Source organism: Streptomyces djakartensis (assembly GCF_014651075.1).
Lineage (GTDB): Bacteria > Actinomycetota > Actinomycetes > Streptomycetales > Streptomycetaceae > Streptomyces > Streptomyces djakartensis.
The window spans coordinates 102,847-116,871 of sequence record NZ_BMWE01000021.1; the positions used below are offsets into that span (position 1 = coordinate 102,847).

The 14,025-nt window shown below is 73.8% G+C and carries 14 protein-coding genes and 1 pseudogene; 6 read left to right on the forward strand and 9 right to left on the reverse strand.

Annotation, left to right across the window (positions count from 1 at the left end; genetic code table 11):
- Positions 1-4: 4 nt before the first annotated feature.
- Both IE212_RS28765 and IE212_RS28770 read left to right on the forward strand, forming a co-directional pair.
- Positions 5-583: a DUF4865 family protein gene (locus IE212_RS28765; RefSeq protein WP_190200888.1), complete on the forward strand. Its 579-nt coding sequence runs from the start codon at positions 5-7 to the stop codon at positions 581-583.
- Complete coding sequence (locus IE212_RS28770) at positions 580-1,488, forward strand: phosphotriesterase family protein (RefSeq protein ID WP_190200889.1); 909 nt, start codon at positions 580-582, stop codon at positions 1,486-1,488. The genes IE212_RS28765 and IE212_RS28770 overlap by 4 nt, the downstream gene beginning before the upstream one ends.
- Before the next feature lie 18 nt (positions 1,489-1,506).
- On the opposite strand, the gene IE212_RS28775 is transcribed toward IE212_RS28770, so the two are convergent.
- From IE212_RS28775 to IE212_RS28790, 4 genes are all read right to left on the reverse strand, one after another.
- Positions 1,507-1,929 (reverse strand): PPOX class F420-dependent oxidoreductase, encoded by a 423-nt coding sequence (locus tag IE212_RS28775; protein ID WP_190200890.1) that lies wholly within the window; start codon positions 1,927-1,929, stop codon positions 1,507-1,509.
- A 31-nt stretch (positions 1,930-1,960) separates the two neighbouring features.
- A complete protein-coding gene (locus tag IE212_RS28780) occupies positions 1,961-2,851 on the reverse strand; it encodes an NAD(P)-dependent oxidoreductase (RefSeq protein WP_190200891.1) in 891 nt (296 codons plus the stop codon).
- Between the two features lie 167 nt (positions 2,852-3,018).
- Complete coding sequence (locus tag IE212_RS28785) at positions 3,019-4,257, reverse strand: ROK family protein (protein WP_190200892.1); 1,239 nt, start codon at positions 4,255-4,257, stop codon at positions 3,019-3,021.
- A gap of 36 nt (positions 4,258-4,293) precedes the next feature.
- A complete protein-coding gene (locus IE212_RS28790; RefSeq protein ID WP_190200893.1) occupies positions 4,294-4,935 on the reverse strand; it encodes an alpha-ketoglutarate-dependent dioxygenase AlkB family protein in 642 nt (213 codons plus the stop codon).
- A 68-nt stretch (positions 4,936-5,003) separates the two neighbouring features.
- Between IE212_RS28790 and IE212_RS28795 the strand changes: the two genes are divergently transcribed.
- Entirely contained in the window at positions 5,004-6,137 is a 1,134-nt protein-coding gene (locus IE212_RS28795) for a methyltransferase (protein ID WP_190200894.1), read from the forward strand.
- Here the strand turns inward: IE212_RS28795 and IE212_RS28800 are convergent.
- Both IE212_RS28800 and IE212_RS28805 read right to left on the reverse strand, forming a co-directional pair.
- Complete coding sequence (locus IE212_RS28800) at positions 6,127-7,020, reverse strand: class II fructose-bisphosphate aldolase (RefSeq protein ID WP_190200895.1); 894 nt, start codon at positions 7,018-7,020, stop codon at positions 6,127-6,129. The genes IE212_RS28795 and IE212_RS28800 overlap by 11 nt on opposite strands.
- A gap of 20 nt (positions 7,021-7,040) precedes the next feature.
- The gene (locus tag IE212_RS28805; protein ID WP_190200896.1) at positions 7,041-7,922 is read right to left on the reverse strand and encodes an SIS domain-containing protein; all 882 of its coding nucleotides are present in this window, start codon (positions 7,920-7,922) and stop codon (positions 7,041-7,043) included.
- 119 nt (positions 7,923-8,041) lie between these two features.
- On the opposite strand from IE212_RS28805, the gene IE212_RS28810 reads away from it, so the two are divergent.
- Positions 8,042-8,821, forward strand: coding sequence for a DeoR/GlpR family DNA-binding transcription regulator (locus IE212_RS28810; RefSeq protein ID WP_190200897.1), 780 nt, complete (start codon positions 8,042-8,044; stop codon positions 8,819-8,821).
- Between the two features lie 308 nt (positions 8,822-9,129).
- Positions 9,130-10,965 carry a glycoside hydrolase family 15 protein gene (locus IE212_RS28815; RefSeq protein WP_190200898.1) on the forward strand — a complete coding sequence of 612 codons (1,836 nt, stop codon included), beginning with the start codon at positions 9,130-9,132 and terminating at the stop codon, positions 10,963-10,965.
- 3 nt (positions 10,966-10,968) lie between these two features.
- On the opposite strand, the gene IE212_RS28820 is transcribed toward IE212_RS28815, so the two are convergent.
- Complete coding sequence (locus IE212_RS28820) at positions 10,969-11,943, reverse strand: DUF8832 domain-containing protein (protein WP_190200899.1); 975 nt, start codon at positions 11,941-11,943, stop codon at positions 10,969-10,971.
- Positions 11,944-12,027: 84 nt separating this feature from the next.
- Positions 12,028-12,696 (reverse strand): class I SAM-dependent methyltransferase, encoded by a 669-nt coding sequence (locus tag IE212_RS28825; RefSeq protein ID WP_190200900.1) that lies wholly within the window; start codon positions 12,694-12,696, stop codon positions 12,028-12,030.
- Between the two features lie 163 nt (positions 12,697-12,859).
- Between IE212_RS28825 and IE212_RS28830 the strand changes: the two genes are divergently transcribed.
- Positions 12,860-13,561 (forward strand): phosphatase PAP2 family protein, encoded by a 702-nt coding sequence (locus tag IE212_RS28830; protein ID WP_190200901.1) that lies wholly within the window; start codon positions 12,860-12,862, stop codon positions 13,559-13,561.
- A gap of 131 nt (positions 13,562-13,692) precedes the next feature.
- Here IE212_RS28830 and IE212_RS28835 read toward each other — a convergent pair.
- Positions 13,693-14,025, reverse strand: a pseudogene (locus IE212_RS28835) (hypothetical protein); the annotation flags it as partial.

The window sequence follows — 14,025 nt, forward strand, 5'->3', positions numbered from 1 at the left end:
CGCCGTGCATGCCATGCAGTACGGACCGATCCTGCCCGCCGACTACGACATGGGCGTCATCCGCGACCGTGTCGCCCGGCGGGGGCATCTGCTCGACGACTGGGACGGACTCGGCCTCAAGGCCTATCTGGTGCGCGAGCGCGGACTGCGCGGCTCGCCGGTCAACCAGTACGCGCCCTTCTATCTGTGGAACACCGTCGAGGGCATGAACGCCTTCCTCTGGGGCGGCGGGTTCCAGGGACTCAGTGACGACTTCGGGCGTCCGTCCGTGCGGCAGTGGACGGGGCTCGCGTTCGAGGAAGGAGCCGCTGCGAACGCGCGGTTCGCGGTACGGCGCTGTCAACCGGTGCCGGACACGGGTGTGTTGGCCGAGACGGTGCAGGACGCCGTGCGTGAGACCCGGCGGCTGGCGGCGGAGGACGGGGTGCTGCTCGCCGCGGCGGCCGTCGACACGCGCCGCTGGGAACTGGTGCACTTCTCCCTCTGGGAACACGACACGCCCAGGGCCGACGGCGACCTCTTCGAGGTGCTGCACCTGTCGGCGCCGGGCCTGGACCGGTTGCCGCGGGGGCGCCAGTGGTGAGCGCGGTCCGTACGGTGCTGGGGGACGTGGCACCCGGAGCTCTGGGCGTGTGTGACGCCCACGACCACCTGTTCTTCGGCACTCCCCGGCTGCCGGGCCAGGAACTGCGCAGCGTGGCCGCGGCGCGGGCGGAGCTGGTCGCGTTCCGGGACCAGGGCGGGCAGGCCGTGGTGCAGTGGACGCCGTACGGACTCGGTCGGCGGGCCGCCGATCTGCCGGCGCTGTCCCGGGAGACCGGCGTGCACGTGGTGGCGGCGACCGGTCTGCACCAGGCCGTGCACTACGACGAGGACACGCTCGACGCGCTGCGTGGCCGGCTCGCCGAGGTGTTCGTCTCCGAACTGACCACGGGTATCGGCGTGCCGGGGGTGCGGGCGGGGCTGGTCAAGGTCGCGGGTGGTTTCCACACCCTGGACGCGCACGCCCGCTGGACCATGGCGGCGGCGGCCGAGGCGCACCACGCCACGGGCGTGACCGTCGCCGTGCACTTGGAGCTGGGCACCGGCGTGCTCGACGTACTGGACCTGTTGTGCGGGGAGTTGGGAGTGCCGCCGCACCGTGTGGTGCTCGGGCACCTGAACCGCTTCCCCGACCCGGTGGTGCACCGGCAGGCGGCGGAGTACGGCTGCTATCTGGCCTTCGACGGCCCGTCGCGGGCGCACCACGCCACGGACTGGCGGATGCCGGACGCCGTACGGGCGCTCGCCGACGCCGGGTTCGGTGACCGGCTGCTGCTGGGCGCTGACACCACGACGGCCGCCGCCCGCTCGGTGGGCGGCGGCCCCGGCATGCCGTATCTGCTGCGCCGGGTGCGTCCGCGGCTCGTGCACGCCGTGGGCGAGGAACTGGTGGGGCGCATCCTCACGGAGAACCCGGGCCGGGCGTTCGCCGTGGAGTGGCGCTGACCGGCGTGGCCGCCGGCCTCAGCCCCCGGCCTGGTCGCTGTCCTTCATCTCGCCCCAGCCGTGCCAGCGGTCCACCTCGATCCAGGCGCTGACCCGGGGCCGGACCCGGTCAGGGTAGGGCTTGCCCAAGTAGTGCCGGGCGAGGAGGTCGATGTCGGTCAGGTCCTCGTCGTCGTACATCTCGGTGACGCGGCCGATGAGGGTGACGTGGGTGTACCAGTCGTCACCGGCGAGGACGGTGAGCGTCACGCGTGGGTCGCGGCGCAGGTGCTTCAGGCGGACCCGGCCGGCGTCGAGGTTGATCAGCACTCGCCCGTCCTTCCACGCGTACCACGTGGCGGTCGAGACCGGTGTGCCGTCGGAGCGCAGGGTGGCCATGACGCACGGGTTGGGCCGGCTCAGCAGGGCCTCGGCCTCGGGCGGCAGCGGCGGCTTGGACATGAGGGGTACCTCCAGGGTGGGTCCAGACGGGTCAGACGGACGGCTTCTCGTCGAAGCTGGCGAAGTAGGCCGCGGCCATGTCCTCGTCGCCGTGGCCCTGGGCGGCGGCACGCTCCATCCGGGCGGTGGCCGCTTCGGCGACGTCCAGGCGGACGCCGCCCGCGGCGCCGGCCTCGACGATCAGGCGGGCGTCCTTGGCGGCCGTGGTCACCGCGAACTGGGGCGGAGTCAAGCGGTTGCCCAGGACCAGGTCGCACTTGGCGCGCAGATAGCCCATGTCGAGCGGGCCTCCGGCAATGAGGTCGAGGAAGCCGGCCGGGTCGACGTCGAGGGCCTTCGCCAGCGCCAGGGACTCGCCGGCGGCGGCCGTGACCGCGAGGACCCAGCTGTTGGCGACCAGCTTCAGCCGGGTGGCCCCGGCCGCCGCCCCGTCCTCGCCGGCCCACACCGTGCGGACACCGACGGCGTCGAAGACCGGGGTCACCTTCTCGCGGCCCTCGGTGGGGCCGGCGGCGAGCACGGTGAGCTTTCCGGCCTCGGCGGGCTGGCGGGTGCCCAGGACGGGTGCGTCGTAGAAGACCAGTCCGTGCTCGCCGGCGAAGGCGGCCAGGGTGCCGGTCGACTCGATGCCGGCGGTCGTGGACTGCACCCAGACGGTGCCGCGCCGCAGGGCGGGGGCGGCCTGGCGCATCGTGTCCAGGGCGGCGGCACCGTCGTGGAGCATGGTCAGGACGACATCGCTGCCCCGGACCGCCAGCGCGGGGCTGTCCGCGATGTGCACGCCCTCGGCGGCCAGCGGCTCGGCCTTGGCGCGGGTGCGGTTCCAGGCGCGGACCGCGTGCCCGGCCCGGACGAGGTTGCGGGCCATCGCGGCGCCCATGATGCCCGTGCCCAGGACGCTCACGGTGAGCTTGTCGGTCATTGCGTCAACTTCCTCGTCGGTGCGGTGCGGGCGTGCTGCCCGGGGACCAGCCTGCCCGCTCTCGGCGAGCCTGCCCGGAAGCGGCGCGGGCAAGCCTGCCGCCCGTTCCCGCCCACCGCGATGAGCCCCCTCGCACGTTCCGCCCGGGGTCGGTTTGCGGACACCCCCTAGCCGAGTGCCCCCAGCGGATCGTCCAGCACCGGCTGCCACGCCAGTTCGGCCGCGCCCACCAGGCTGTTGTGGTCGAGCGTGCACGGCAGGATCGGGACGCCGCCGCTCTGGCCCCACAGGCTGCGGTCGGCGACGACCGCGCGGAGCCGGCCGGGGTCGGCGTCCAGGAGGGTGCGGTGCAGGCCGCCGAGGATGATCCGGTCCGGGTTGAGGATGTTGACCAGCCCGGCGAGCCCGAGGCCGAGCCGGTCGATGAGGACGTCCGTGGCGGCGCGCACGCCCGGGTCGTCGTAGTGGTGGCGGACCAGGTCGATGGACTGCTGGAGCAGGGAGACCTCGGGGCCGGGCTGGCGCCCCGCCTCTGTGAGGAAGGCCAGCGGGTCGGTCTCCACGTCCAGGCAGCCGCGACTGCCGCAGTGGCAGGGGCGGCCCTCGGGGTGCACGGTGAGGTGTCCGACCTCCAGCGCGAGGCCCGAACTGCCCCGGTGCAGGCGGCCGTCCAGGACGAGCGCGCCGCCGACGCCCCGGTGGCCGGTGGCCACGCACAGCAGGTCGCGGGCGCCGCGTCCGGCGCCGTGCCGGTGCTCGGCGAGCGCGGCGAGGTTGACGTCGTTCGCGGCGAACGCGGGTCCTTCGATGCCGGCCGCGCGCACCTGCTCGGCGAAGATGTCCCGCACCGGCGCGCCCGCGGGCCAGGCCAGGTGCAGGGGGTTGAGTGCCAGGCCCTCCGGTTCGGCGACCGCGGACGGTACGGCGAGTCCCGCGCCCACGCACCGGCGCCCGGTCCCGCGCAGCAGTTCGGCGCCCGCCGTGACCACGGAGGCGAGCACCTTCGCCGGGTCCGCGTCGACGACCTCGCAGCCTGGCGTGGTGGCGACGATCCGGCCGCCCAGTCCGACCAGCGCCGCCCGGAACCCGTCCGCGTGCACCTGGGCGGCGAGCGCGACGGGCCCTTCGTCGGCGACGGCCAGTTTGTGCGAGGGCCTGCCCTGCGAGCCGGCCGCCGCGGCGGGCCGGGCGTCGACCCGGATCAGCCCGAGTGCCTCCAGTTCGGCGGCGACCGCGCCGGCCGTCGCCCGGGTCACCCCGAGTTCGGCGGTGAGCACGGCCCGGGTCGGGGCGCGTCCGGTGTGCACGAGTTCCAGTGCGGGCCCGAGGGCTGATCGCCCCCGTTCCAGCCGCGTCCTCGAGGTGCTCCCATCCCCCGCCGGCCGGGGGTCCGCCTTCCCGCTCATGAGGGCGAGTCTCCCATGATCCGCCGGGCCGGCGGCCTACAGCCCGCTGACCCGGAGCGTGATGTTGAGCCGTCCTGTCAGTCCCAGTCCGGGTGGCGCCGTGCCCGCGTGTACCCGGGGAACACCGTGGTGGGCGAGGCGGGACGGGCCGCCGAAGACGAACAGGTCGCCGCTTCGCAGCTCGACGTCGGTGTAGGGCCGGGTGCGGGTCTCGGCGTTGCCGAAGCGGAAGACGCAGGTGTCGCCGAGGCTCAGCGACACCACCGGCGCGTCCGACTTCTCGTCGCTGTCGCGGTGCATGCCCATGCGGGCGTCGCCGTCGTAGAAGTTGATGAGGGCGATGTCATAGGCCGCGGCCCTTTCGTCCAGCGCGTCCAGCACCGCCCGGCTGCCCAGCTCACCCAGCCAGCCCGGGAACGGCTTGACCGGGGCGCCGTCGCCGTCGACGACCGTGCGGGCGTAGGCGTACGGGTACCAGTGCCAGCCCAGGCACACCTGCCGGGCGGTCATGGTGCCGCCGCCCGGCGTGCGGACCGTGCGCAGCCCGGCCGGTGGGCGTGCCCAGGCACGGCAGGCCTCCAGCAGCTCTCGCTGCTGCCGCGCGTCCAGCCAGTCCGGCACGTGCACCGCGCCCGGTGCGACCTCCGTACGTTCCCGCGGGAACAGCTCGGCGTCCATGCCTCCCATCCTCCCCCACCGGTCGTGAGCTGCGGCTCGGCTAGCCTTGACGCACGATGGACGACCGTATGACGACGCCGTGGGGCGAGCTCGCGCTGAGCCGTTTTCCCGAGGACCCGCGTGACAGGCTGCGTGCCTGGGACGCCTCCGACGAGTATCTGCTGAGACATCTGGCCGGGGAGCGGGTCCCGCTGTCGGGCACGGTGGTGGTCGTCGGGGACCGCTGGGGCGCGCTGGTCACGGCGCTGGCGGCGCACCGGCCGGTGCAGATCACCGACTCGTACCTGGCGCAGGAGGCCACGCGGGCGAACCTCGCGCGGGCCGGGGCGGAACCCGGTGCGGTGCGGCTGCTCACCACGCAGGATCCGCCGCCGGGAAGGATCGACGTGCTGCTGGTGCGGGTGCCGAAGAGCCTGGCGCTGCTGGAGGACCAGTTGCTGCGGCTGGCACCGGCGGTGCACGCGGGGACGGTCGTGGTCGGCACCGGCATGGTGAAGGAGATCCACACCTCGACGCTCCGGCTCTTCGAGCGGATCCTCGGCCCGACCCGCACCTCGCTCGCCGAGAAGAAGGCCCGGCTGGTCTTCTGCACACCGGACCCCGCGCTGGAGCGGCCCGACAGTCCGTGGCCGTACGTCTACACGCTCCCGGACGGCATCGGCCCGGCGGCGGGGCGCACGGTCGTCAACCACGCGGGGGTTTTCTGCGCGGACCGGCTCGACATCGGGACGCGGTTCTTCCTCCGGCATCTGCCGAGTGGCCCGGGCGGCAGGCGGGTGGTGGACCTGGGGTGCGGCAACGGCGTGGTCGGTACCTCGGTGGCGCTGGCCGACCCGGCCGCCGAGGTGCTGTTCGTGGACGAGTCGTTCCAGGCGGTGGCCTCGGCGGAGGCGACGTACAGGGCGAACGGCGTGCCCGGGCACGCCGAGTTCCGGGTGGGCGACGGGCTGGCGGGCGTGCCGTCCGGCAGCGTCGACCTGGTCCTGAACAATCCGCCGTTCCACTCGCACCAGGCGACGACGGACGCCACCGCCTGGCGGATGTTCACCGGGGCGCGGCGCACGCTGCGGCCGGGCGGTGAGCTGTGGGTGATCGGCAACCGGCATCTGGGCTACCACGTCACGCTGCGGCGGCTGTTCGGCAACAGTCATCTGGTGGCGAGCGACCGCAAGTTCGTGGTGCTGAAGGCCGTCAAGCGGTAGCCCCGCCGAGGGCATGCCGGCTGCCGGGTCCTGGACCGCCGAGGACCTTCAGGGTCCGGGCCACCGCCCGTGTCATCGCCTCCCGCGCCACCGTCAGGTAGCCGCGCGGGTCGACCGCATCGGGGCGTTCGGCGAGGAAGTCCCGGATCGCGCCGGTCAGCGCGATGTTCAGGGCTGTGCCGATGTTGACCTTGGCGATGCCGCCCTCGACGGCGGCGGTGAGTTCGTCGTCCGGAACGCCCGAGGAGCCGTGCAGGACGAGCGGGACGTCCAGGGTGGCGGACAGCCGTGCGAGGAGGGCGTGGTCGAGGGTGGCGGTGCGGGTGGTCATGGCGTGGGCGCTGCCGATGGCGACGGCCAGGGCGTCCACGCCGGAGTCGGCGACGAAGGAACGGGCCTCGCCGGGGTCGGTGCGGGCGCCCGGGGCGTGGGCGTCCAGCGGGGGTCTGCCGTTCTTCCCGCCGATCTGCCCCAGCTCGGCCTCGATCCACAGCCCTCGGCCGTGCGCCCAGTCGACGGCAGCCCTGGTCGCGGCGAGGTTCTCGGCGTAGGGCAGCCGGGCCGCGTCGTACATCACGGAGCTGAAACCGGCCTCCGCCGCCTGGCGCAGGAGTGCCTCGCTCTGTACGTGGTCGAGGTGCAACGCGACGGGCACGGCGGCGTGTTCGGCGGCGGCGACGGCGGCGCGGGCGAGCGGGAGGAGCCGTCCGCCGCGGAACCTGACCGCGTTCTCGCTGACCTGGAGGACGACGGGGGCGTGCGCGGACTCGGCGCCGGCGACGACGGCCTCGACGTGTTCCAGGGTGATGACGTTGAACGAGGCGACGGCCGAACGGGCCGCGGCGGCGCGGGTGACGAGCTCCGCGGTGGTGGTGAGGGGCACGGTGTCTCCAGGGTCGGCGGTCAGGGCGCGAGGATCACCGAGCGCGTCAGGTGGCGCGGGCGGTCCGGGTCGAGGCCGCGGGAGGCGGCGACGGCGACCGCGAGGCGCTGGACGCGGACGAGTTCTGCGAGCGGGTCGAGCCGCCCCTCGATCCACGATCCGCCGGTGGACCGCACCTGTTCCGCCAGCCCGTCGGGCGCCTCACCGAACATCCAGGTCGCGGTGGAGCTGGTGGTGACGCTGATGGGTCCGTGCCGGTACTCCATCGCCGGGTACGCCTCGGCCCAGGACAGCGACGCCTCGCGCATCTTCAGCGCGGCCTCGCCCGCCACGCCGACGGTCCAGCCGCGTCCCAGGAAGGTGAACTGGGTGCACTCCACGAGTCCTTGGGGCAGGGGCCCGGCCAGGGCGGTGCGCGCGTCGGTGACGGCGGCGTCGGGGTGGAGACCGAGGTGGGCACGGAGCAGGGTGAGGGCCGTGGTGGCGAACCGGGTCTGGACGACGGAGCGTTCGTCCGCGAAGTCCAGGACGGCGATCTCGTCGGCGGCCGTCATCACCGGCGTGTCCGGGTCGGCCGTGATCGCTGTGGTGCGGGTGCGGCCCTTCAACCCGCCGAGCAGGTCGAGGACTTCGGTCGTCGTGCCGGAGCGGGTGAGGGCGACGACCCGGTCGTAGCGGCGGCCGTGCGGGAACTCCGAGGCGGCGAAGGCGTCGGTCTCGCCCTGGCCCGTGCTCTCGCGCAGGGCCGCGGCGGCCTGCGCCATGAAGTACGAGGTGCCGCAGCCGACGATCGCGACCCGCTCCCCCGGCACTGGGAGCGCTTCGGCGAACCGCGCCGCCTCCGACGCGGCGCGCGTCCAGCACTCGGGCTGACTGGTCAGCTCGTCCTCGACATGCGTCATACCGCGCCCTCCGCTTTGATTGTTCCTGCAAGATAGCGCCTTGTTTCGAGCATCATCAAGCATTCGCCGGGGCCGTGGTGCGCTAGGGTCGCCCGGAGACCGAGACGTGGAGGGTGCGGATGTCGCGCGACGCCCGCTGGCAGGCGCTGCTGGAACTGCTCGTCGAGCGGGGCCGGCTGGACGTCGAGGAGGCGGCCGCGGAGCTCGGCGTGTCGGCGGCGACGATCCGCCGGGACTTCGACGGGCTCGCCGAGCAGCAGATGCTGGTGCGCACGCGGGGCGGCGCGGTGGTGCACGGCGTGTCGTACGAACTGCCGCTGCGCTACAAGACGGCCCGCCACGCCTCCGAGAAACAGCGCATCGCGAAGGCGGTGGCGGACCTGGTCGCTCCGGGTGAGGCGGTCGGGCTCACCGGCGGCACCACCACCACCGAGGTGGCTCGAGCCCTGGCCGTGCGCGGGGATCTGGCCTCCGGGTCGCCCGCGCTGACCGTGGTGACGAACGCGCTGAACATCGCGGCCGAGCTGGCGGTACGGCCACAGTTCAAGATCGTGCTGACCGGCGGGGTGGCACGGGCCCAGTCGTACGAGCTGGTCGGGCCGCTCGCGGACGGGGTGCTGGGGCAGATCACCGTGGACGTGGCGGTGCTCGGCGTCGTCGCCTTCGACGTCACGCACGGTGCCGCGGCGCATGACGAGGCGGAGGCCGCGATCAACCGGTTGCTGTGCGAACGGGCGGAGCGGGTGGTGGTGGCGGCCGATTCCAGCAAGCTGGGGAAGCGGGCGTTCGCCCGGATCTGTGCGGCCGGGGCGGTGGACACGCTGGTCACGGACACGGCGGCCGGCGCGCCGACGGTACGGGCGTTCGAGGAGGCCGGGCTGCGGGTCGTCACGGTCTGACAGCGGCGGCCCGCGGGCGACTGCGAGAGGTGTTCGCAGCGCTTCCCGTCGTCCGCCCGGAGAGCGGGCGCTACGGCGTCTCGGGGTGCCCCTGCCCGAGCGATACGGAGAACTCGGGGGCCGTGCCGTGCGTCGCGGGGCAGGCGGGGCCTCGCGGACACCCCTACCGCCCGGGCAGGCGACGTTCACCCGTCGAGGAGCGGCGTCCGGTGCGTGCCCTCGGCGTGCCGGGCGTCGCGACGGGGCGGAACGTCGCCTGCCGCGGCACTAGGCTGGGGCTGAGGCGCCTACCGGGCAGGGAGGCTGTCATGGGCGGAACGGCACAGGACCGGGGCGCGCCCGGTGTCCGTGGGTACCTGCCGATCGCCGAGCACGGGCTGATCGGCGATCTGCGCAGTGTGGCCCTGGTGGGGACCGACGGCACGATCGACTGGTACTGCTGTCCGGCCTTCGACGCGCCCAGCGTGTTCGCCTCGATCCTGGACGCGACGCGTGGCGGCTGCTTCGAACTGGCGGCGACCGTACCGGCCAGGACCAAGCAGTTCTACTTCCCCGACACCAACGTGCTGATCACCCGGTTCTTCACCGAGGACGGCGTCGGCGAGGTGCAGGACTTCATGCCGGTCGGGGGCGGGCCGGCGGAGGCCGAGCGGCACCGGCTGATCCGCCGGGTGGTGTGCGTGCGCGGCTCGATCCCGTTCCGTACCCGCGTGGCCCCCCGGTTCGACTACGGCGCCCGGCCGCACACCGTGCGGCCGGGCGGTGACACGGCGCTCTTCGAGGCGGAGGGGATGGCGCTCGCGCTGACCGCGACCGTGCCGCTGGAGCCGGACGGGCCGGACGTGCGCGGCGAGTTCAAGCTCTCCGAGGGCGAGTCTGCGGTGTTCGCACTGGACAAGGTCGGCGGGGATGTGGCGCCACGCCGCTGCGCCCGCACCGAGGCGGAGGAACAGTTCGCGGCGACGGTGGCGTACTGGCGGCGCTGGCTGTCGGCCTCCCGGTACAAGGGCCGCTGGCGGGAGATGGTGCACCGCTCGGCCCTGACGCTGAAGCTGCTCACCTACGCGCCGACCGGGGCGATCGTGGCCGCGCCGACGACGAGTCTGCCCGAGCGGTTCGGCGGCGAACGCAACTGGGACTACCGGTACGTGTGGGTGCGCGACGCTGCGTTCTGCGTGTACGCCCTGCTGCGGCTGGGCTTCAGCGACGAGGCCGAGGCGTTCATGGACTTCGTGACCCGGCACATCAGCCCGGGCGACGGCAAGCCCTCCGGCCCGCTGCAGATCATGTACGGCATCGACGGCCGCTCCGAGTTGCCCGAGCGGGAACTGGACCATCTCGAGGGCCATCAGGGATCCGCGCCGGTCCGGGTCGGCAACGCGGCGGCGGACCAGCTCCAGCTCGACATCTACGGTGCGCTCATCGACTCGATCTACCTCTACGACAAGTGGGCCAAGCCCATCTCCAGCGACCAGTGGGACGACATGTGCGCGCTGGTGGACTGGGTGTGCGCGCACTGGGACCAGCCCGACGAGGGAATCTGGGAGACCCGCGGCGGGCGCAAGAACTTCCTGTACTCGCGGCTGATGTGCTGGGTGGCGATCGAGCGGGCCATCCGGATGGCGCACCGGCGCGGCCTGCCCGCCGACCTGCCGCGCTGGCGGGAGTGCCGCGACACGATCTACCGGCGGATCATGAGACGCGGCTGGTCCGGGACGCGCCGGGCCTTCGTCCAGCACGAGGACGGGGACGTCCTGGACGCGGCCGTGCTGATGATGCCGCTGACGAAGTTCATCGCCCCGACCGACCCCAAGTGGCTGTCGACGCTGGACGCGCTCACCGAGGAGCTGGTCTCGGACTCGCTGGTCTACCGCTACGACCCGCACTCCAGCCCGGACGGCCTGCGCGGCGACGAGGGCACCTTCTCCATCTGCTCGTTCTGGTACGTCGAGGCCCTGGTGCACGCCGGCCGGATCGACGAGGCGCGCCTCGCCTTCGAGAAGATGCTGACGTACGCCAACCATCTCGGCCTGTACGCCGAGGAGATCAGCCACACCGGGGAGCAGCAGGGCAACTTCCCTCAGGCGTTCACGCATCTGGCGCTGATCAGCGCGGCCTTCAACCTGGACCGGGCGCTCGGCTGAGGCTCAGTGCCCGTGCCCGTGCCCGTGCCCGTCGCCCGGGTGCCCCTGGGGGGTACCCGGATCGGCGGCGGTCGCTGCGCCGGCCCGGACGGTGAAGGCCGCCGTGTGGACCTTTCCTTCGTGCTTGAAGTCGAGGAACAGGCGGTAGGACCCGGCGCTCGGGGCCGTGGCCGTGAAGGAGATGTCCGGGCCGGGCGTGGTCTTCCCGTCGCCGGGTTCGCCGTTGGGGTGGACGTGCAGGTAGGCGAGGTCGCCGGAGCGCAGGGCCACGAGGTGGCCGTAGGCACCGAGGTAGGGCTGGAGGTTCGTGACGGCCTCGCCGTCGCGCGAGACCTTCAGCTTCAGTTCGCCCGCCCTCCCGGGGCGCAGGGCGCCTGCCAGCTCGACCTCGTAGCCGTCGGCCCTGGCCGTGGTGCTCACCGGCGGGAGTTTCTCCGGCCGGTACGTGCCGGAGGCGGCGAGGTCCGCGCCGAGGGTGAGGTTGCGGGCGTCCTTCGCCGCCGGGGTGAAGTCGGCGAAGACGCGGTAGGCACCCGCGCCGGGCAGGTCGACCGGGGTGCTCCAGGTGCCGTCGGCGGCGCGGGCGGGGTGCAGGTGGCGGTAGGTGACCAGGTCGCGCGAGGCCACGACGAGGTGGAGTTCCTTGTCGTGTTCGCGCTGGTAGGCGGTGACGGCCCGGCCGCTGCCGTCGCGGACGGTGAAGCGCAGGTCGGCGCGCTGCCCGGCGGTGACACGCGGGGTCTCGAGGTCCAGGGTGTAGCCGTCCTCGGAGATCTGCAGTCCGCCGGCCGGGGGCGTTTCGTGTCCGGCGTGCCCGCCGCCCTCCTGTGGCCGCGGGGCGGATCCGGTGTGCTCGTCCTCGTGCTTCGGCGGGCTGCCGGCGGTCACGGGGGCGATGCCCTGGCCGACGCCGTAGGCCGTGCCGAAGGTCGCGGCCAGGACGGCCGCGAAGGTCGTGATCTTCAGTCCGGTGTTCATGGCCGACGTCTCCTCGAAGAACGGGCCTCCCGCTCGACCGCGGGGACTCCATTACTGTTCACCATACCCCCAGGGGGTATCAAGTCAAGTCGCCGGGTGCTGAAGGGGCGGTCGGTCGTTGCGCCACACCAGCGTGTGGCGCCAGAACAGGTGGCGGCGCAGGCGTGCGCCGGGCAGGAGCGCACGCGCCTCGCGGGCAACCTCGGGGAAGGTCATGCCGGGCGGCCGGTTCGGCGCGGTCATCGAAACCGGGCGGGCTGCCCGGCGGCCCCGGTTCTTCAGCAGCGCCATGACGATGTTGAGCGGGATCGACACGATGCCGAGCAGGTGGTCGACGGGCGTCCGCTCCCTCGACACGCCGACGACCACCAGCGTGCCGCCGGGCGCCAGACGGTCACGGAAGGCTTCGAGGGCCTCGGTGAACGGGAGATGATGGAGCACCGCGACACAGGTGATGACGTCGTAGGACCGCTCGGGCAGCCCGGCCGGCGCGTCAGCCACCAGATACGTCACCGGGACCGCCGGCGGAGTCAGTTCGCGGGCCCGGGCCGTGATCGCCGGGTCGGCGTCGACCGCGTCCACCCGCCCGGCCCGGGCGGCGAGCAACCGGGCGAGGTCCCCGCTGCCGCACCCCACGTCCAGGGCACTCCCCACCCGAGGCGGCAACCGCCGCAGGATCCAGGGGTGGAAGCGGGCGTTGTGGTCCCAGGGACGGCCGGCGTGGAAGCGGTCGAGGGCGCGCAGAAGCGTCATGCGCTCAGTTCAGCAGAGGCGTGCGCCCGGCCTCGGCGCACGGGGTCACCAGGATGAGCCACGGCCGCCTGGGCACTCATGAGGTACCGGCCCACGGGGGCGCCGAGCGTGCGCCCGGCGTGTGCCGGTACCTTGCTGGGAAGGCCACTGCGGGGAGAAGCACATGACCGATCCGACGACCACAGACGCGGACGCCCCCCGTCCGCTCCCGAGCGACGGGAAGCCCGCGGGCGGACGCGGCAGGCTCCTGACCGCCGTGCTCAGTGATCTCAGGGCTGTGGACGGCGCACTGTACGCGGCGGTGGCCGCCACCCCCACGCCCACCCTCGACCGGACGCTGCGCCACCTGTCGCACGCGGCCGACCATTCCAAGATCTCGTTCGGTATCGCCGCCGCCCTGGCGCTGGCCGGGAAACGCCCGCGCCGGGCCGCGATCGCCGGCGTCGGTGCGATCGCCGTGGCGTCGGCCTCCGCCAACCTGCTCGGCAAGCGACTGGTCCGACGGGCCCGGCCGGACCGGGAGGCGGCCCGGGTGACGGTCGACCGGCACGTGCCGATGCCGACATCGGCCTCGTTCCCCTCCGGGCACACGGCGTCGGCGGTCGCGTTCGCGACCGCCGTCGGTGTGGTCCTGCCTCCGGCGGCGGTGCCGCTCGGGGCGCTGGCGAGCGCCGTCGGCTACTCCCGCATCCACACGGGCGTGCACTATCCGGGCGATGTGGCCGCGGGCGCGGTGCTCGGTATCGCGAGCGCCGCGGCGGCCCTGGCGGCGGGCGCCGCCACCCCGTCGGCGCGGGCGCAGACGCTCCTCGCCGCAGCCCGTTCATGGCCGCGGATCAGCATCGGTGGCAAGCTGCGGCGGTGAGTTGAGCAGGCGGCGCGGACCCGCTCGAGGTCCTCGTGGAAGGCGCTGCCGAGACGGTTTCCGATGGCGCTGAACGTGCCCGCCGTCTTGTGGTTGCGGTAGCCGACGGCGTGCCGCGGCCGCCTGCGGGTTCACCTCCCGTTCGTGCGCCGCAGGTCGACCGCTGTCAGCGCCAACGCCAGCGGCCCCGGGACGAGCAGGGCGAGCGGCACCAGCATCCAGGCGCACGCGGCGGCCGTCGCCACCGCCAGCAGCACCAGGGCACTGCCACCCGTGTCTCGCACGGTGTCCCGCCCGGCCGCCCGCAGGGCGGCCGGCCAGTCGGTGAGCGACTCGGAACGCGCACATGCCCGCAGGCCCGCCACCAGGGCGGCGGCGCCGATCGCGGCGGCCGCCACCGCGAACAGCGGCGCCCCGGGCAGCCCCGCCCCGGCCAGCGCCAGGTCCGCGGCGACCAGCAGAGA